At 52.4% G+C, this 19,520-nt stretch carries 16 protein-coding genes; 3 read left to right on the forward strand and 13 right to left on the reverse strand.

Going from position 1 to position 19,520, the window contains the following annotated elements:
• Nucleotides 1-133: 133 nt before the first annotated feature.
• The 6 genes from Pla144_RS03565 to Pla144_RS03590 all read right to left on the reverse strand — a co-directional run bounded on the left by Pla144_RS03565 (nt 134) and on the right by Pla144_RS03590 (nt 6,702).
• On the reverse strand, nt 134-814 hold the full coding sequence (locus Pla144_RS03565; protein ID WP_146447927.1) for a PEP-CTERM sorting domain-containing protein: 681 nt from the start codon (nt 812-814) through the stop codon (nt 134-136).
• Between the two features lie 343 nt (nt 815-1,157).
• Nucleotides 1,158-1,250, reverse strand: a complete 93-nt coding sequence (locus Pla144_RS25435; RefSeq protein WP_197530360.1) for a PEP-CTERM sorting domain-containing protein — start codon at nt 1,248-1,250, stop codon at nt 1,158-1,160.
• A gap of 453 nt (nt 1,251-1,703) precedes the next feature.
• On the reverse strand, nt 1,704-2,480 hold the full coding sequence (locus Pla144_RS03575; RefSeq protein WP_146447928.1) for a hypothetical protein: 777 nt from the start codon (nt 2,478-2,480) through the stop codon (nt 1,704-1,706).
• A 215-nt stretch (nt 2,481-2,695) separates the two neighbouring features.
• Nucleotides 2,696-3,040 carry a hypothetical protein gene (locus tag Pla144_RS03580; RefSeq protein ID WP_146447929.1) on the reverse strand — a complete coding sequence of 115 codons (345 nt, stop codon included), beginning with the start codon at nt 3,038-3,040 and terminating at the stop codon, nt 2,696-2,698.
• Between the two features lie 1,244 nt (nt 3,041-4,284).
• Nucleotides 4,285-5,613: an ATP-dependent 6-phosphofructokinase gene (locus Pla144_RS03585; protein WP_146447930.1), complete on the reverse strand. Its 1,329-nt coding sequence runs from the start codon at nt 5,611-5,613 to the stop codon at nt 4,285-4,287.
• Between the two features lie 78 nt (nt 5,614-5,691).
• Complete coding sequence (locus tag Pla144_RS03590; RefSeq protein ID WP_146447931.1) at nt 5,692-6,702, reverse strand: NAD-dependent epimerase/dehydratase family protein; 1,011 nt, start codon at nt 6,700-6,702, stop codon at nt 5,692-5,694.
• Nucleotides 6,703-7,105: 403 nt separating this feature from the next.
• On the opposite strand from Pla144_RS03590, the gene Pla144_RS03595 reads away from it, so the two are divergent.
• The gene (locus tag Pla144_RS03595) at nt 7,106-8,326 is read left to right on the forward strand and encodes a GNAT family N-acetyltransferase (RefSeq protein ID WP_315851782.1); all 1,221 of its coding nucleotides are present in this window, start codon (nt 7,106-7,108) and stop codon (nt 8,324-8,326) included.
• Nucleotides 8,327-8,432: 106 nt separating this feature from the next.
• Here Pla144_RS03595 and Pla144_RS03600 read toward each other — a convergent pair whose 3' ends face one another.
• Together Pla144_RS03600 and Pla144_RS03605 are read right to left on the reverse strand one after the other, a co-directional pair.
• Nucleotides 8,433-9,755, reverse strand: a complete 1,323-nt coding sequence (locus Pla144_RS03600) for an amidohydrolase (protein WP_146447932.1) — start codon at nt 9,753-9,755, stop codon at nt 8,433-8,435.
• Nucleotides 9,756-9,784: 29 nt separating this feature from the next.
• On the reverse strand, nt 9,785-10,114 hold the full coding sequence (locus Pla144_RS03605) for a hypothetical protein (RefSeq protein ID WP_146447933.1): 330 nt from the start codon (nt 10,112-10,114) through the stop codon (nt 9,785-9,787).
• 83 nt (nt 10,115-10,197) lie between these two features.
• On the opposite strand from Pla144_RS03605, the gene Pla144_RS03610 reads away from it, so the two are divergent.
• Nucleotides 10,198-10,791 carry a beta-lactamase hydrolase domain-containing protein gene (locus tag Pla144_RS03610; RefSeq protein ID WP_146447934.1) on the forward strand — a complete coding sequence of 198 codons (594 nt, stop codon included), beginning with the start codon at nt 10,198-10,200 and terminating at the stop codon, nt 10,789-10,791.
• A gap of 38 nt (nt 10,792-10,829) precedes the next feature.
• Here the strand turns inward: Pla144_RS03610 and Pla144_RS03615 are convergent, their stop codons facing one another.
• Nucleotides 10,830-12,194: a cytochrome P450 gene (locus Pla144_RS03615; RefSeq protein ID WP_146447935.1), complete on the reverse strand. Its 1,365-nt coding sequence runs from the start codon at nt 12,192-12,194 to the stop codon at nt 10,830-10,832.
• A 235-nt stretch (nt 12,195-12,429) separates the two neighbouring features.
• Here Pla144_RS03615 and Pla144_RS03620 point away from each other — a divergent pair, with 235 nt between their 5' ends.
• Nucleotides 12,430-13,086, forward strand: coding sequence for a PEP-CTERM sorting domain-containing protein (locus Pla144_RS03620; RefSeq protein ID WP_146447936.1), 657 nt, complete (start codon nt 12,430-12,432; stop codon nt 13,084-13,086).
• Nucleotides 13,087-13,221: 135 nt separating this feature from the next.
• On the opposite strand, the gene cysN is transcribed toward Pla144_RS03620, so the two are convergent.
• The 4 genes from cysN to Pla144_RS03640 all read right to left on the reverse strand — a co-directional run bounded on the left by cysN (nt 13,222) and on the right by Pla144_RS03640 (nt 19,490).
• Nucleotides 13,222-15,171 (reverse strand): sulfate adenylyltransferase subunit CysN, encoded by a 1,950-nt coding sequence (cysN, locus tag Pla144_RS03625; RefSeq protein ID WP_231936145.1) that lies wholly within the window; start codon nt 15,169-15,171, stop codon nt 13,222-13,224.
• Between the two features lie 68 nt (nt 15,172-15,239).
• Entirely contained in the window at nt 15,240-16,205 is a 966-nt protein-coding gene (gene cysD / locus Pla144_RS03630) for a sulfate adenylyltransferase subunit CysD (protein WP_146447937.1), read from the reverse strand.
• Between the two features lie 44 nt (nt 16,206-16,249).
• Entirely contained in the window at nt 16,250-16,804 is a 555-nt protein-coding gene (locus tag Pla144_RS03635; RefSeq protein WP_146447938.1) for a hypothetical protein, read from the reverse strand.
• Between the two features lie 76 nt (nt 16,805-16,880).
• Nucleotides 16,881-19,490: a YbcC family protein gene (locus tag Pla144_RS03640; RefSeq protein WP_146447939.1), complete on the reverse strand. Its 2,610-nt coding sequence runs from the start codon at nt 19,488-19,490 to the stop codon at nt 16,881-16,883.
• Between the last annotated feature and the right edge of the window lie 30 nt (nt 19,491-19,520).

Genomic DNA, 19,520 nt, shown 5'->3' on the forward strand with positions numbered 1-19,520 from the left:
TTTAGAATCCCTGTAGCGGAATTAGTAAATCTGTAAACGTCATGACTAGCTCAAACGCGCATCAAAAAGGGAGGGGCGAATAAGCTATCCGTCCCTCCCGGACTATTTACAAAATAACCAGGAGAACTACTCTCTAGCTGTGACGACGGCGAAAGAGCAGGCCGCAAGTACTCATCCCCAGCAAGGCAATTGTGGCCGGCTCGGGAATCCGTGTGATGCTGGCGTTGTCAACCCAGTAAAAGCCGGGCTGCGTATTGTTACGCGTCACATCGCGCCCACCAATATTGAAAGCGACGATCATGAAGTCGCCGGTGGCAGTGAAAATTCCGTCGGCAGGACCCGATGACGGTGCAGTAAGAATGCTTGTCCAATCAAATGGATGCGAATAAACATCATTGCCTCCGTCAGTTGCGACTTTGTATTGAATGTTGGTATCAATGGGTTCGGTTAAAACGCCGGTGTTGTTGAACTCAACTGCGACTTCAGCCCAATTGCGACCGGAACCACCGTTTAACAGGTCTCCCTTCCAGTCGGCATCCAGCTTGTACTGAGCACCATTCGAAACAGGAACAGCCTGCCAAAGATAGTTTCCATTGGAGCTATTCGTTGAGTCGACTCGATCCAGCTTCGCTGAGCCAGATGGAATACCCTCTGACCCGTCGTAAGCGATCGTTGTCGGGGCGCTAGGTGTAGCGGTCCAACTCGACAAGTCAGTGGCGAAATCACCGTTGGTCAAGAGGTTGGCCTGGGCGCTACTAGCCGCAACCAACAGACTGACGCCTGAAAAAAGAATTGTTTTAAAACACAACTTCATGAGTCTACCTCCAAAATCTGAGCGAAAAGAAACGAGACGAGCAAAACCTGCAAGACAGACCCCACTCCCAACATCTGTGAAACATGGTTAATATGGCCAAAACGCTGCTCAGAAGTCAAAGCTTTTGCCGAGTTATGCGGAAATTATAGCTGCAAGTGCGTTATACGAGAACTTTTAATAGAAGTTGCCCCGATTGCGCCACTGCAGCCAGTCGTAGATGAATTAAATCAGCCCTCCACTTTTGATTAGACAGCTACTTGATCTTGAGATAGACCACGACTCCAGATGGAAGTCGTATCGCCCCCTGAGGCTACTTCTTTTTGCTGTTAATGCCCCGATGGACTTAACGCTTTCTAAGCATAACAAATCCCAATCCTGCGATACCCAGCAATAGGAGGGTGCTTGGTTCAGGGATTTGTACAGCGGTTAGGGCCAACTCGAATAAATCCTTAGATGCGGTGGTGTGAGCACACGCCAGCCTGCACGTTGCGGTGAATGGAGTGGCCCTTACGGCGAGGAATTCGCACTAGATAACTAGGCATCTACCACAACCAGGTAGAGTCGCTCACGGTGAACGTGAGCGGTAACTTGCGAAGGAATGTGTTGGGAGCAATCGCCATTGAAAAGAACGATCGCAACTTCCCGTAGCGGCAACGATGACCAAGCCAGATCAAATTCAGTAAATTTGCACAAGACCATCAACGAATTAACAAAACAGGCGAGTACGCAAACCACTACTTGTACGCAGCAACCTGGAAGGAAACCACTTTTTTCTTTTCTAACTTGACAGACTCTTACAGGAAAGGCTTTATCGTCCGACGACAGTTAACTTGTGTTAGCGGTTCATTCCGATGTTGTTTGTGAAACGACGAATCCCTGTGATATCAGCTCAAGTCGTATGAACAGTTAGTGCATGTCGGCGGCGGCCTTGAATTGGAAAAACAAGTGCAGATAAAGTTAAGTAGACTATCAGCACTAGCCCAGACGGCTCCGGCACAACGTACGTGAACTTTGTAGCTGGAAAATTGTAGTAACCAACTGATCCCTGCACGGCGTTAAATCCCGACCGACCAACGCTATTGCCTCTTCCGTTGGAAACCCTGTCGGCATCCACCGTAATCTCGCCCTGACTAAATTCGTGGCTTGTATGCCTTAGCGTCACAAGCAGGTCGCCCCCAGTGTATTTGTAGAAAGTGGTAAACGGAATATCAAAGAACGCGTTCGGTCCAGGAAAAGTGGTTATGGGTAAGCTGCCGGCTTGAATTTCGAGGGGGCCAGAACGTACGGTTACAACATCTAAACCAATGTTACTCGCAAATGTTGTGCTCAACGTGGAAATGGTGCGCGGTGAACTGCTTAGTTGTAGGTTCCATTTAGCAATTGAAACCGTATTAGTCGGTGGAGTCAAATTGAAATGCTGGGGCCGAAATCCAATACTTGTAAGCTCGCTGCCAACCGGAACGTCTGCGAAATCAGATTTTGGTAATAGCCACTGAAAAGTCAAATCACCACTAGATATACCTTGACTTCCGTGGAATGGTCCCGCTGAACCGACCGGGCCTTGAGAAATTAGAAAATCGTTGGGAGAAACGACTGACTGAGATAAAGCTAAAGCAGCAGAGCCAAAAAAAAACGTCGAAACCGTCAGGAAGCTGTAGATTTTCATTAGCTACCTGCCTTTCAAAGACTGTTAGAACACCAAAACGGCTGTGAGTGTTACGGTAGTATTATAACCAGCATTTTTCGAGCTTCAAGCATGTGCTCAGCCGGCTCCAGTCTAGAATCGAGAACAGGAAAACTCCATCTTCCCAACAATGGATGCATCTTCGTGGATGGCACTCCGGCAGAGTCCTGAAACTGCGTCGGCTTTATCGACCGCCGCTACCAACGGCACTTCTCAGAATCAGGCAATCTGTGCCACAGCTCTCGGTGGGAATATGTGTACGTTAGGTCGACTCGATTTTCGGAAAGTGCTCGCATTCTGTACTTCACTAATCTCCCGTTTGAAACCCAGTGGGTGGCAAACGCCAAGACTTCTCCGTCCCAAGTAACGTCATAGACCTCGGCCTCCTCGTTATCGCTTGGGTCCACGACTTTAACCGCAACTAGCACTTCCTCCCACGTAACAGCAATGACAACGTCGGTACCATGTTCATCCGCATTGTGCCAGCTTCCGGCGAGCATACGGCGTAAGTCATCAGGTGCGGGTGAATCGGATTCTGACATGAGGTTTACTCAGACAATAGAGTTGCAGACGTCGTGAGTGAGAAGTAAACATTTTCTTCCGCTCGGTTTGATTCTAGCTTTGCTGTCATGAGTTGGCAAAAGCAGTTCATTTCCAGCTACTAAACCAGCGTCGTTACTTTGCCCCGACACTGGAATCGGTAATTCCGAAAACGCGTCGGGAAATTCAAAAGGGTCGGGAGTCTTTTTGGGAGAGTTCGAAGGGGCCGGGAGTCTTATCCTTGAACGTTGGGTGGCAGGCTGTTGTATTGGCAACCATGCCCGGAAGACCACGCTAAATCTTGCCGGAACAATGCTTTGCAACCTCTTGAATCAACTCAGGCGATGGGGACCGACACCCGAGGAGAAGACGTGCCCTTTTGTTCTCTTCTAACGCGTCGGGGCACGTAGCGCCCCCCCAACTCCCAGCCCCCGACTCCCAGCCCCATTTCCTCCGCCTTTGCGTCTCTGCGAGAGTCTTCCATTCCGTCATGAATTGCCGGAACGCGTATTCCAAACGATACAACTCTTCTCAGCTTGCATAAATTTATTGAACATGAGATTGCAGAGAAAACGGAGGTATAAGAAAGTAGCGTGGAACACTAATCTTCGCTAATCGGCGCTAATCCAAATTAGTGAAGATTAGCGAAGATAAGTGTTTCTTTCTTCATTACTTTCATTCGCTCTGTTAGCTTCGTTGCCTCCTGTTCCATGAATTTTGGTTGCGGCAAGGTGCCGCGCTAGGTTACTAGTTCCGACTGCCAGCTTTCCCCCTCTCGCCACCCACCACTTTTTACTAGAAATTGTGCCACCCTGTTTAATAGAATGGATCTTGCCCACCTCTAGGCAAGTTCCTTGAAAATCAAATGGAATTATTGTTGCCCCAAGACCGGCGACGCGGCTAGGGATCCGTCGGTTGCCGTCAGCACTTCGAGGAGGCGAAGCACAGGGAGTTTTGTGGCGGGGGAGTCGAGTTTTGTTTTACAAAACTCCCAAAAACATCAACAGCCGACTGCTACGTAAAACGTTGTCTGCCAATGAGTTGAAGCGACTCGGGCTCGCAGAAAAGGAGGGGGTTTAGTTTTGGAAAAAAAGTTTTCTACGAAATGACCGCGAAAAAACCCCGCTATGATGCGCAGAAGCGAGCAACGATTGATGGGTTCTGCGCAACTTGGGCCCGCAGGGGGAACACCTTAGGTGGATGGAAAGAAGTTCCAGCTCGGCAAGCTGGACCTACAGAGAGGAGTTCACTCGCCTAGGTACCATTTTTGTTGCCGCGTGAGGGCTTCGACGGCCATCCAGAGTTCTCCTTCGGGGGAGAGTTGCTTCTTGGCGCTGCACGAGATCGTCAGCGGCACGTGGATCAGGTGATTGTGCCAGAGGCCGATGAGCATGTCGGTCTTGCCTGACATGCCGGCGTGTGCGGCGGAGCGGGCTAGCTTTTCGCAGAGCAGGCTGTCTGCCGCGTCGGCAGGGACGCTCCGGATGTGGTAACTGGGGTCGAAGTACTTCACACTCACCGGACTGCTGACTTCGGTGCTGTGAGACTTGATCGCTTCGGCCAGGAACGGCCCGATGTCTCTTAACCGTAAGTTGCCCGAAGCGTCGAACTCGGCGGGGCATTCGTCAAGCCAGTGCTGCCCTGCCCCTTCGGCAACGACAACGACGGCATGTTCACGAGCCTTGAGACGGCGCTGGAGAGCGGCCAGGAAACCGTGCTCACCGTAGAGTGCCATCGGAACTTCGGGGATCAGGGCGAAATCTGCAACGCCGCTGGCCAAGGTCGCCGAAGCCGCGATAAAGCCCGCATGACGGCCCATTAGTTTTACTAATCCCACGCCATTGAGTACGGACCTGGCCTCGACATGGGCGCGGTCGATCACCTTTTCTGCCTCGGAAACAGCCGTTGCATAGCCGAAAGTGCGATAGCAGTACTTGATGTCGTTGTCGATAGTCTTGGGTATGCCGACCACGGAGATCGAGAGTTTGCGGCGAGCGATCTCGAGAGCGATCTGATGTGCCCCGCGTTGCGTGCCGTCGCCTCCTACACAGAACAAGATATTGATGCCGCGGCTGACTAGAAAGTCGACCGTCTCCTTGGCCTCTTGATGACCTCGCGAAGTGCCGAGGATCGTGCCACCTTTGTGGTGGATATCATCGACCAGCTCTGCGGTAAGCTCGATCGGGGGACGTCCCACGGTTGGATTCAGACCGTGATAACCGTAACGAATCCCCAACACGTTCTGGATACCGTAGTTGAGGAGCAGTTCCATGACCAAACTACGGATGACGTTGTTGATGCCGGGACAGAGTCCGCCACAGGTGACTATCGCTGCTGTCGTATCCGCGGGATGGAAAAAAATCTCGCGCCGCGCACCGGCCATCTCAAAGGAAAGATCGCAGTGTTTCTCGCCGAATTTGAACCGAGGTTCGTAAAACAGATGCGTATCGTCTTCCACGAAATCACCGATGTCGTCCCCTGGTACGGTGGAGAGGGGCAAGGGAGATATCTGGGACGGTTCACCAAGTGAGGTGATGCTCAGTTGTTGTTGAGTAAGATCGGGTGTTTCGGGCATGTTGAAAGTAGATAAGTGGTTAGTGGTTAGGGATACTAGGTAAACAACTGACTCCGGACAACAGTCAACGAACATACATTAGCTTTTTAGCCAACCTTGCTCGCGGTACCAGGCGGCGGTTTCGTTGAAACGTTGTTCAAGGGGAGCAGCGGGAGCATATCCCACGTCGTGGCGCAGTTTTTCGTCGGTGCATTCCCAGCCACTCGCGACGGCTTCGTGGACTTTGTCCCAATTGAAAATGCTTGGCCTGCGCCGCACTTGGCCAATTCCTTCCATCACTCCTCCGACGATCCAGAACATCGTCTTGGGGAGGGGGAGCACAATCACTCGCTTGTCTAATCCAGCTGCGGCGAGTCGGCCGAATTCGCTGTAGGTGATCGTGCGACCAGAGGTGATGCAGTACACACCCGTCGAATGATCAGCAGTAGGCTGCATTCGCGTTCCACTCTCGGACAGTTGAACCAAGGCTGTACACAGATCGGCCACATGCACGATCGACATCGGCATTGAACGCAGGCCGGGGACCGCATGGAGTCGAGTCATGCAGATGCTCTGAAATAGTTTAAGACTATTGCGATCTCCTGGTCCAAAGACCACCGGAGGTCGAATAATGGTCAGCGGGACGCGGTCGGATAGTTTGCTGGCTTCGTGCTCGGCTGCGAGTTTGCTCTCGCCATAGGCCGAGACCGGGACGTCCGGATCTGTTTCGCACCTAGGAGTGCCTGGCGTACTTGGGCCACCTGCCGCGAGAGAGCTGACCATCACGACAGTGGGTGGACTTGCTTGTTCGGCACAGGCTTCCATCACGGTGCGTGTGCCGACGACATTGTCCTCGTAGAATTCTTGCCGGTTGAGTGCGGCCACGCGCCCAGCAACATGAAAGACGACATCGACCCCGGAGACTGCTTCAACGAGTGTTTCGAGAACCTGGAGCGATCCGGTCACAATTTCGGCGTCCCGTTCTACGAGGTGGACGGCGCGAGTCGGATCACGCACCAAAGTCCGCACCGACCAACCGAGTTTGCGCAGCGCGAACACCAGATTTGAGCCGACAAATCCCGTTGCTCCGGTGACCAGCGCTTTGTTCATGCTGCATCCGCTTCATAGTAGTTCAGGCCAATTCGTCCAGTCAGGTCAACATAGCAAAATTGCGATAGATTGTGCGGGCGTCAAGGTCAACTTGGGGATTCTCAGCACTACAAACGATTCGGGTTTGCCAATTCTGCGCAATTTTTGGGAAGAGGTGCGAACTGAGGGTCGAGAACAAGGTTTCCCTAGTCGAAAAGTATCTATTGATATGTCTGCCATGAAGTACATAAAAAGGGGAAATCAGATTGGCGAGTAGCCTCATTTTTTCGCATATTTTTGTGTTCTTTGTGGCAATCATCAATATCCATTGTTCTCAGCGTGCCCTCCTGTTCATTACTTTCGAGAGAGTCAGAGGCTGCAAGCACAATTCTTTCCTTGACCAGTTCACAGCGTCGCGATTACAGTGGCAGTTCTTCCCGATCCTTCTTGCTACACCCTCACCCGTTTCCCCAATACGGCCATGCCACACCTGGAAGTGATTCCTGTTTCCAACCGGCACGAACGGAAGCTGTTTTTCAATTTCCCGTGGGATTTGTATCGGGACGACCCCCATTGGGTTCCTCCACTGCGGCTTGTGCAGAAGGAACTGCTCAATTACAAGTATCATCCCTTCTACGATACGGCTGAGATCCAGACCTTTGTTGCCCTCCGGGACGGCGTGCCGTGTGGGCGGATCGCCGCTTTCGTGAATCACGCGCACAATCGTTGGTACGACGAACAGCGAGGCTTTTTCGGATTCTTTGAAACGGTTGAGGATGAAGAGGTTGTCGGTCGGCTGTTCGACGCGGGTCGGGCCTGGTTTGCCAAACGCGGCATCGAAGCGATTCGCGGGCCGATGAATCCGTCGCTCAACTACGAATGCGGGTTGTTGATTGACGGTTTCAACGAAGGGCCGTGGTTCATGATGACCTACAACAAGCCGTATTATGGTCGTCTGATCGAGAACTATGGTTTTCGCAAGGCTCAGGATTCCTACGCTTTTTGGGGCCATGTCGACATGCTCGAAGAAGTCTCTAAGCGTCTGTATTCGTTGAGCCACATCTTGCTTGATCGTTTTGAACTTAAGTGCCGACGGATGGATACGCGGCGATTTAGCGAAGACGTGAATACGTTCTTGGATATCTATAACCGGTCGCTTGTTTCGACCTGGGGTTTTGTGCCCATGTCTAAAGGGGAAGTAAAAAAACAGGCTGCCGGACTCAAGCAAATGATTGTCCCCGAACTTACGACAATCGCCGAGATTGATGGCAAGCCGGTCGGCACGATGTTTGGCTTGTTGGATTACAACCCACGAGTCAAAGAGATCGATGGTAAATTGTTCCCCTTCGGTTTCTTGAAGTTGTTGCGAAAACGCAAAGAACTGACTCGCGTACGGCTCATCAGTACGAATGTACTCCCCGAGTACCAAAGCTGGGGCATCGGCATCGCCCTGGTCGCCCGCCTCGTCCCCGACGCCCTGGCCTGGGGCATCAAAGAAGCGGAGTTCTCTTGGGTGTTGGAGAGCAACGACCTCTCCTACAAGACGCTCAAAAAAGGAGGGGCGAAAGTCACCAAGCAATACCGCTTCTACGACTATGGGCCCAAAGATACGACGCGTAACGCGAAGTTTATGGTGCAGGAGTGAGTTAGCCGCGCCGCGATGGCGAGTCTTGCTCGGCGGAGCGAAGCGAGTCAGAATCGATGCTGCGGACGCGCTCCTCTACGTTGTCGTTCCGAGTCGCGGCTAAACGTTAGTTCCTAGGTGGGAGCAGGTCTTCGACGGCGCTAGTGAGGGTTGTTACTCCGGTGCGGAGGCTGGGGTTGATAGTGGGGTAGTACTTGGCTGAATGGAGCGAGGGTACGCTTCCGTTTGCTTTGTACTCGTCGAGACGTTCTTGATCGACGGTGCCAAGGCTCATCATTTGGATGGGTACGCCGGCACGGCCGTAGCGACCAAAGTCTTCGCCACCCATGGTCGGCTCCATGACTTCAACGTTGTCTTCGCCCAACGAGTCGTGGAGAACTGGTCGGAGCCGAGCGGTCAAATCGGGGTCGTTGAAGAGCGCTGGCGTTCCTTCGGATTGTTCGACGATCGGCTCGGGTGCGCCGGCACTTTCGGCAGCAGCTAGTGCCTTCCGGCGGATTGAATCCGCGACTTGAGCACGGGTCTCGTCGGAATAGGTTCGGACGGTAAGCTGCAGTTTACACTCGTCGGGGATGATGTTGTGCTTCGTCCCGCCGTGGATAGAGCCGACGGTAATGACGACGGGTTCAGTCGGTTTGATCTCGCGGCTGACGATGGTTTGCAGGTCGAGCACCAACTTGGCCGCGATTACTACGGGGTCGATGGTTTGATGGGGCCAGGCACCGTGACCACCGCGGCCGCGGATCGTGATGTCGACGCTGTCAACGTTAGCTTGGGTATAGCCACTGCCGATGCCGAGCTTGCCGGCGGGCCGTTCAGCGGCAACGTGCAGAGCCAGCGCGAATTCGGGGCGGGGGAACTTCGTCAGCAGCCCATCGGCGATCATGGCTTTGGCCCCGGCACCACGTTCCTCGGCAGGTTGAAAGATGGCAACTAGAGTGCCTTGCCACAAGTCGCGGTGGGTGGCCAGATAGTCGAGTGTCGCGAGCAGCACAGTCAAATGCATGTCGTGACCGCAAGCATGCATTACGCCGACCGTCACGCCGCGCTGGTCTGTGGTGCGAACCTGTGAAGCGTAAGGCAGGCCGGTTTCTTCAGCCACCGGCAGGGCATCCATGTCGGCCCGTAAGAGGAGTGTTGGGCCATTGCCATTCTTGAGTACCGCGACGACCCCGTGTCCGCCGATGTGCTCAGTAACTTCAAACCCAAAACCGCGAACGGTCGCCGCCATCTTGGCTGCGGTCTTTTCTTCCTCGAAAGACAACTCTGGTGTGGCATGCAATTCTTTGTATAACGCAGAATAGTCTGCAAGGTTTTCATCCAACCACTCGCCAATCGCCGGCGTTGTATTTGCTGAGACCGGCAAGCAGATAGACTGTCCCACGATCAGCACGATTAGAAATAAGAGGGGAAATTTTTTGACATTCATAGGTTGCATTCTCTTTCACTCCGCATTTTCTAGTATCCGGGTTGCGATGGATTCAGATTGTGCAGGGCAAGCCCCTCGGGTACTCCAACCTTTTCTAACTCGGTGCGCAATATCCGCAGGCCCTCTTTGAAGCGGTGGACTTCAAAGACCAGCAGGTGTTCGGTGGTCGTTGCTTGGGGATCGACTTGCCTGAGATGATTGGAATAGATCCCGGCCTTGGCGAGACGCAGCGCGGAGCGCAAGGGATTGATGTATTTTGCGCGGACCTCCTCTGCAGAGAGAGTCGAGCAGAATGATATGCCGACTTTGTCCATAGTGGAGTAGAGGTTAGTGGCTAAAGGGCAGAGGTTAGTGGCCATTAGGGCTTCTCGAACTTACAATAGGTCAGTATATCGGGTTGTCCCTACTCCAGGCAGGCTGTTTTTTCAAAGGTAAAGTCATCATGCTCCGCTCGTTGGCAGTTGCGTTCGTAGTTTTCGGATACACATTTAATTTGGTTCAGGCGCAGGTCGCGCAAGAAGTGCCTGCTGCCACGAAGGATTCGGCCACGCAACTGGAGAAATGCGAGTTGGGTCACGCCACACCGGTCCATCGATTTGGAAAGGTGTATCTCGCCGGTCAGCCGACCGAGGAGGATTTGCTGGAGCTCAAAGCGGATGGCATGCGGACGATCATCAATCTCCGCCCTGATAAGGAACTCCCTTGGAATGAAGGGGCAGCGGTTAAGCGGGCTGGTATGAAATATGTCCATGTGCCTTTCCGCGGCGAAGAGCAACTTACGAGCACGGTGTTCGACCAAGTGCTCGGCGCTCTGCGAGACGAGGAGAGTGGGACGACTCTGCTGCATTGTGGCTCGGCCAATCGTGTGGGTGCAATCTGGTATGCCCATCGGGTGCTCGATGACGAACTTGATCCCGTCACAGCCGAGCTTGAAGCAAAGCAAGTGGGATTGCGCGACGCGGCTTATCTTGAGAAGGCCAAGGAGTATGTCGAGACGCAGAACAGGAAGAAACAACCTGCCGTTGTGAATGAGTGACGAACTTTTGTTACTCAAACAATTGGATAAGTGGAGCGTTAGCCGGCAACATGTCGTTCGACATGTAGTCGCAAGCCGCCACGCGGGCGGATGGCGGTGTGGGGCTCAACTTCGACTGGACCTTGATCGGCGGAGAGGGTCATGCCAAAGTTGCGCAATACTGTGGCAACGATGAGCGTCATCTCCAAGAGCGCGAGGCGCTCGCCGATGCAGCGATGGGGTCCCAGGCCAAAAGGGTAGTAAGCGTGCTGCGGAATTTCGGCGATCCGACCTGAAGTGAATCGCTCTGGGTCAAACTTTAGCGGGTCGGCAAACCAGCGAGCGCTGCGGTGGGTGACCCAGGGGGCGAGGTAAATCCAACTCTTGCGAGGTACATGGTAGCCCATGAGTTGTGTATCAATGGTCGCCTCGCGAAGCATCAACAACCACGCTGGGGGATACAAACGCAGCGATTCCTGGATCACACGGCGGATCAAAGTGAGCTGTTCGAAATCTTCGTAGCAAGCCGAGCGACTGCTTAGCACGTACTGTGCTTCGGCAGTGGCTTGTTCGGCAATCTCTGGATTCTGAGCCAGCAGATACCAAGTCCAGGCTAGACCTGAGGCGGTCGTGTCGTACCCGGCGACAAAGAGGGTCGTGATTTCGTCGCAGACCTGTTGGTCAGTCATTTGACCGCCGTCCCCTTCGGTATCGACAGCTGTGAGCAACATCGAGAGCATATCACCACGATCTATGCTGCCCGACTGGCGGCGAATTTCCACCACGCGGCGGATCATGCCGTGCAAAGCTCGCAGAGCATGGCGCTTTTTGCGTTTTGAGGGGAGTGGAAACCAATCGGGCAACTGCAACGGGCTGCCGAGTTCTACCACGAGACGCTCCGACAGATATTCCACCTGCTCGGCCAATTCACGCGAGTCGGCGGCCATGTCGACCTCAAACATCGTCTCGGCGATAGTTTCGAGCGTGAGACAGGTCATCTCGTCGCAGATTTCAAGATCACCCGAGTCAGGCCAGCGGGCGATCATCTGATCAGTTCGCCGCGAGGTCACCTCTGCATAGCGGGCCATGCGATCCGCGCTAAATCCCTTTTGCACAAGTCGTCGCTGCCGCAGCCAGAAATCCCCTTCGGTGGTGATGATCCCTTCGCCGTCGATCTTGCGGACAGCATTGCGGGTGCGCGGTTCCTTGCGAAAGGTGCGGCTCCCCGCGACTAGCACTTCGTGAATCGCATCGGGCCCCGCAGCGATAAAGGCATGTTGCGGTCCAAACTGTAGATGCACAAGCGGACCGTACTCACGGACCATCTCGGTGGTAAAGGCGAGCGGATCGCGCGAGAATCGCCGAGCGAGTTTTAACCCTAAGAGTCCAGCGGGGGGGCCAGGGGCGTGGAGTTGGGTAGTCATTACGATCAATCACCAAGATCCAGTGAAACAGCAACTTCGCAGGAAAAGGGCAGAATAGACTTATTTGGCTGACAACGCCAATGGGGCCAAAAAGTGAAGAATTCAATACTTAATTGACTTGACAGAAATCTACTTGTTAGAATCGCGTCAGTCCGCTTGGCGTGACAGATGCTTTGACTTCCGGCCAACTAGATTCAGGGGCATTTTTTCGGTCTCACAACTCAGGAGTAGTCTAATGAAACGATCTCACTTTGTGTTTGCCGCGCTGTTAAGTATGGGCCTCTTGTCGAGTAGCTCTTCCGCCGGCAATGCTTGGTTCAGTTTGAACCTGGAATTCAACAACTCCGCCGATTTTAATTCAGGTGGTACTTGGACCGCGGTGGCAAAAGCAGATGAGCGGGGCTTTTCTGCTATCGTGCTCAATTTTGTCTCTAGCTCTCTCAACTTCGATCCATTAACAGGCTTTCTGACTCCGGCAGGCTTTGAAGTGGAACAGTCCGCCATATTTGGTGGAACTCGGCTCGAAATTGTAGAGGGAGATGACCTTATTGATCCCACGTTAGATGTCGGCGTAATTGGAGGAAGTTTTCCCTCCTCGTACGTGGATGATCCGGGGCTGATAGTATTCGGCTCAAATGCGGATTTGGGTACTTTCACTGGTGGAGTCCAGTTGGCGACCGGCAGCTTTGAACCTGGTGATATTCCTACCTGGATTGCTCCTGGAACCAACCTTGGGAATGATACGAATGCACTGCTCTTTACGGGGCAATCTCCACCTAATCATGTGATTGAACCTGCAGTTTTCGTCACCGTCCGTTACGTCGTCCCCGAACCCGGTACATTGCTGCTTGTCGGTTTGAGCTTGATCGGCCTCGTAGTGCGACGCAAGTAGACACGAATCAAGAATATCTTGTGGGCAAGCTGCGATTTCGACATAGCAACGAGCAAGAGCTGTGTTGGGTTTAATGATCCATATTAGTCGCTGGTCAACCGAGAGGAATTCCCAATGGTTGGCCCGGATCATATCCTACGACATAGAAAGTTTACCATTGTTGGCAAGCAATTCCAGGATTTCATTGACGCACTGTTCTGACGACAACTTATCGGTCCTCAATACCAACGTGGCGTCCTGTGGCAAATCGTAAGTAGAAGTTACTCCCGGGAAATTGCTGATTTCACCACGATCCGCAGAGACGTACCGACCGGAACTATCACGTTGGCGGCAAATTTCTACGGGTGCATCTAGGTGGATGTGCACTAAGCGATCCGGGCCAATCAATTGTTTCGCGCGAGTGCGAACATCTTGATGCGGAGCAACGAACGCGGCAATACAGATCAAGCCTGAATCGTTCAGGATTTTGGCTATTTCGGCAGCACGGCGTAGGTTTTCGGAACGCTCTTCGGCCGAGAACCCGAGGTCTCGGCTGATACCGAAACGCATATTCTGCCCATCGAGTACAACACAAGTCTTGCCTGATGAGAATAGCAGTCGCTCCAATTCTAGTGCGATCGTCGATTTGCCTGAACCACTCAAACCCGTCAGCAATATGGTGATTGGTTGTTGGTTGTAGCGAACCGCCCGTTGGGTTTCAGGGACATGGCTAATCGCTCGTTGAAGATGGATCCCCTGGGGCTTGTCATCCCAGTGTTCGGCGGGACTGCTTTCACCCTCGGTATCAAAAAAGAGCCCCGCTGCCACGGTCTCATTTGTGATTCGATCGACAAGAATGAAGGCTCCTGTCTGACGATTGTGCCGATAGTCGTCGACCATGATCGGATCGTGAAGTGTAAGCTGGCAACGTCCGATCTCGTTGAGTCGCAAGGAGAGACTGGCAGAGCGATGGAGCGTATTGACATCGATCTGGTAACGAACTTCATGAACTTCCGCAGATGTCTTGCGTGTAGTGTGCTTCATGAAATATGACTTGCCCGTGGCGAGCGGTTGCTCCGACATCCAGACCAAAAGCGCCTCAATCTCGCGGCGGACTTGAGGCCGATTGCCCGGGCGGACGATCATGTCGCCCCGAGCAACATCGATTTCATCTTCTAAAGTGATCGTCACTGAAAGAGGCGCCTCCGCCTCCTTCAGATCCCCATTGTGCGTGACGATGCGTTTTATGCGACTTGTCTTTTGAGAGGGCAGAACTACGACTTCATCGCCAACTCGTATTCTTCCCGAAGCGATCGAACCACTGAACCCGCGAAAAGTCGCATCCGGTCGATTGACCCATTGAACGGGAAACCGCAGGTCTCGTGTATTGGAGTCCGAACCGATGTAAATATTTTCCAAGAGGTGCAGCAACGAACCATCTTCGTACCAGAGGGTGTTCGCACTCGGCTGAACAACATTGTCTCCTTTCAGAGCCGACAAGGGGACAAAACGAATGTCGGGGACATCAAGGCTAGAGGCAAACTCTTTGAAGTCTTCGCAGATAGACTCGAAGACCGAGCGATCGAAATCGACCAGATCCATCTTGTTAACGGCCAGAACGACATGGCGGATGCCCAATAGCGAGACAATGAAGGCATGTCTCTTGGTCTGGGTAAGGATCCCTTTGCTTGCGTCAACCAGAATGAGGGCAAGATCAGCAGTGGAGGCCCCAGTTGCCATGTTGCGTGTAAACTGTTCGTGCCCTGGTGTGTCGGCGATGATGAACTTACGCTTGGCGGTCGTGAAATACCGATAAGCGACATCAATGGTAATACCTTGCTGACGCTCGTCTTCGAGTCCATCTAAGAGCAGAGCCGTATCGAACTCGTCATCCGTCGTGCCATGCTTGTTTGTATCGCGGCGAAGTGCGTCAAGTTGGTCGTCGTGGAGCGCCCCTGCTTCAAGTAAGAGCCGCCCGATCAACGTACTCTTGCCATCGTCCACACTACCGCATGTGATAAACCGAAGCATCTCCTTATCGGTTAAAGCAGCCAATAAATCGGGAGTTTCGGATTTAGGTTGGGGCATAGCATCAGTTGCAGACATCACGATTTCCTGGTCGGGCAGAGTGGCTTAGGCGGTAAATTGTTTGATTTGAAGGGACTGAGATAGGATTAGAAGTAACCATCTCGCTTCTTGCGCTCCATGGCCGCCGCTTCGTCGCGGTCGATGGCTCGGCCCTGACGTTCAGACCAGCGCGTGGTCAACACTTCATGGACAACGTCCTCGATAGAAGTGGCCTCAGATTCGACGGCACCAGTGACTGGATAGCAGCCTAGTGTGCGAAATCGCACCTGTTTCATCTCGGGGGATTCCCCCTCTTGGAGCATCATGCGGTCGTCGTCAACGACAATCAAATCACCGTTCCGCTCGACGACAGGCCGTGGCTTTGCCAAGTAAAGGGGAACTATCGGAATCTTTTCCTGCCAGATGTATTGCCAAACATCGAGTTCAGTCCAGTTTGACAGGGGAAACACCCGCAAACACTCGTCAGATTTTTTCCAAGTGTTATACAAGTTCCACAACTCAGGACGTTGATTTCGTGGATCCCAGCGATGTTGGCGATCTCGAAATGAAAAAACTCTTTCCTTCGCTCGAGAGCGCTCTTCGTCGCGTCTCCCGCCGCCGATTGCAGCGTCAAACCGGTATTTGGTCAGAGCTTCCTTCAAAGGCTGTGTCCGCATCACGTCGGTGTAAACTTTACTTCCATGATCGAAAGGATTGATTCCCGCTTCCACACCAGCCTGATTGATATAGGCAATCACGTTTAGGCCAAGTTTCTGCCGAGCGTACTGCTCCCGGAATTCGATCATCTCCCGAAACTCCCATGTTGAATCGATATGCAACAAGGGAAAAGGAGGTTTACTAGGGTAAAATGCTTTGAGGGCTAGTTGCAGGATTACCGAAGAATCCTTACCGATCGAGTAGAGTATCGCGGGATTGTCAAACTCGGCTGCCACTTCGCGGAGGATATGAATACTTTCCGCTTCTAACTTCTCTAGGTTCGAGCCGCTACGGAGACTTGGTAATTGGTCCTCCTCTTGCTCTATTGCGGTAGGAATTGGGGTAGAGTACGACATGAAAATCCCATCGAAAATTTGAGTATCCGAGTGCAACTTGTACGCTAGTTCAGGAGTGGCTGAAATTGATCTAGAGCGGGATCATAGGCGAGAAACAATCCACTTTCGGCTCTGTAGAACAGTCCTGAAATCGCCAATTCTTCGCAATTGACCCTGGAGGCAATCACCGGGATTTCTGCTAGCTGTTGAAACTGAGATACGAAACGCTTTTGAGATTCCTGGGACTGGGATTGAAAGTGCTTGACTCCTGAGATAACGGAACTGAAATCTCCATTCCCTCCTGTGCTAGAAGAAACACCTTTTCTGCATGCCCATCTAGACATTGAGTGACCAACAAATACTATTGAACTTAGGTCCAGCTTATGCAAAGCCCTTTCAATCTCTTGAGCAAGAGATTGCCCATCCTGATTCAGGGAATCCTCAGATATCGGCAACAGGGCTGCCGATTCATTGGAGAGAGATTCCCGCAGGCATCGAATCAGGTAGGGATCGTCGAGTGCAATGACCAAGGTTTCAATTGATGCGGAGCTGTTATCCAGTATCTCGAAACGCGAGTCAACGAAAATGCTCTCAGGCGCATGGGCTCTTGTAGTGATCATGGCTAGATATCCGTTTGTTAAGTGAATAATATTGTTGCTAAATTTACAAAGTCTTGTCGAAAACCAAGTCTTGCCATTAGGCGACTAGAAATGCCTCGTTGTTGACAGGCAATGCGACCCACTCTTGCTTTTCGGTGCAGCGAAAATGGGTGTTGTCTTCGATGGCTACCAGTTGCAGCCAGCCATTGACTACCAAATTCTGCAATAGTTCATGTTTGGCAAGGATGGCTTCGATGGCTGAACGAGGCGCAGCCAAGATGGCCAGTAAACGGAGCGGGTGGTGCTGGTAGGACTTGCCATCGTGAACGGATTGCCAAGGCAACCCGGTCATCAGGTCACCCCCGTTACCCGAGAATATGCCGAATTGCCCGACCACATTGTGAATGGCTTTGCTACCGCTACCGAAGTGACGGGGATCGACGGTGGATGCGTAGTATTGCATGTTGATCCAGTGCGCGACGACTAAGGGCGCCGTCATGATCTGCTCTAGCACCTTGCACTCGGGGTCGTATTGAGAATCGTAACTATGGAGAAAGGAACGGCCCTCGAGTGATGCGGCTTGGGTGTACGCTCGGGGTGCTGCGATAAAGGCGGCATTACCAGCCAGGCCCCATTCGGGTCGGATTTCCGACCAATCACGGGCTCGTTGAAGCAAGTTACTTTCGGTTGAGCCAGCCAAACGGGGGATTCGTTCCCGTCGCGTTTGCAGGGTAGCCAGTTTGGCATTCTCCAAGAGTGTCTCAAGATCAGCCTGGTGAGTCGAGGGAACGTCCTGCACTTCAAAGAATTGCAGGTCATCCGTGGTGGTATTGTGTAGGGCAGCCATGAAGTGAACGTCGCTGGGAATATCGATACCCCGTTCGGTAAGCGACTGTCGAATGTAATTCTGATTGAGCAACATGGCAGCAAATCTCGCATTCGCTTCACCCGAGTGGCCACCACATGCACCGCAGTCGAGTCCGGCCTGGAGGGGATTGTTTTCTGTTCGACTACCGTGGCCACAGAACACGACGAGTTTGGCAAAGTTTTCCACCAAACCTAAACCTCGCAAAATTCCCTCTGCTAAATCGGTCTGTACGGAAGTTGTGATTCCTTGTTGGTTCAGACCTCGGAGAGTGGGTCGAAGCAGGTGTTTATCGCATGCCTCCACCCCGTCGTTGCGGCCGCTCGGGGTTGGATTCGTACCCATCAAGTGGCGAAAGAGTTTGGCTACGTAGAACAGTCCCGTGGTCTCTACAAAAGCGAAACAGCTTACTGCCGAGGATTGAAATTCCTTCCAAGCTTTTCGCAAAGACCGGATGGACATTTTCTTTGCCATTGCTTGATTGACGGCATCATCTCCTACGCACAATTCCTCGTGCAATTGGAATTTAGGGGAGATCAAGGCTGGGACCTGTCCGGTGCCCTTTTGTTCTCCAAATGGGACGAATTCGATTGGCAACCCAAAGAATCCTGCAAAGCCGAAGGTCTCCAGGTTCTCGCCAGCAATTTCCAAGTTTCGCCGATAACATTCTGATCGCACATCAATGCAAAATACCAATTGAGCCAGCTTGCTACTCTGTTCAGGCACTGAGGGAAGTGAGGATTGTTCCAACAAGGAATTCTCCCCCTTGCAAGCAAGTTTGCCCAAAAGATCTCGTCGATACGCGATTTCAGTACCTCGCAGCAGCAAGAATCTCATCAGTGCGTGCCGTGAGATGCATCGATCGTTGTTCTTCGATAGTACATTGGTTGTTGAGGAGGCATTCCAGTCTATTTCAACATCGCACTTTTCAAAGATTGCGTACTCATACGTTAAGCGGATTGCGAGGAGCCCCGCAAAATCTTCACAGGTTGTTCCATTGTTGGACGCTTCTCGTGCCTTAAAGCTTGTCCAGGAACTCCAACCAAGTATCGAGTAACACTGACTCAATAGGTACTTTTCATAAAGCTCCGAAGGGATCTGAAGGCGGTTAAGCAACCAGGCGATCGCTAATTCAGGGGACTTGGGGAGCTTCCGCACGAGCGATCGGAATCCGCCGATTCCAAGGATTTCAATAGACCGATCATGGCTGGCAATTGAACGCCAAGCGTCATACAGAGGAAGGTCTTTCCAAGGGCTCGGCCAGAGAGACTGCCCCTGATCGTAGTGGGACGCGCAGTGTTTCGAGATCTCCTCATTCGTTAAGCTTGCCCAATTAGAACCAGTCGAGCTGTCTAGGATCGACGTAATCGTTCCAAGGAAAGACGAAGTCACATCCGATTCAAGGTCAGAAGAGTTCTTTAGAACACCTTGGGGACTTTTTCCATGCAAGAGCGCTAACACTTCCTGCATAGTGAGTGACTCAGAGCCAGCAATTCCGTCGGCCACCAGTTCGTCGATAGCGGCTTCGAGATCCTCGTGGGTTAGGTGTCCGTCCTCAAATTGTTGCCGGTAGTACGTGACGTCCATCAACAACTCAGCTTCAGAAAAGCTCTTCAATGCTTGTCTGGCAGTTAAGAACTTTTGGTCCGCATAGCCCTGATAAGGATTGACAGCCACATAATCTTTGAGCGGCCAGACTGGGGCAATCTTCCCCTGAACACTGTCAAGAATATGCTTCAAGGAGCAAGGTAACTCGATTGCTGGGCTAGTAGAACTTGCCCCTACTTTACTCTTGGTTTGGAGGACTTGCGATGTCGGAAGGGGTGTTGATAGAGCAGTCATAGTTATGTCATCTCATCAATGTTAATCGAA

This window comes from Bythopirellula polymerisocia (genome assembly GCF_007860015.1).
Lineage (GTDB): Bacteria > Planctomycetota > Planctomycetia > Pirellulales > Lacipirellulaceae > Bythopirellula > Bythopirellula polymerisocia.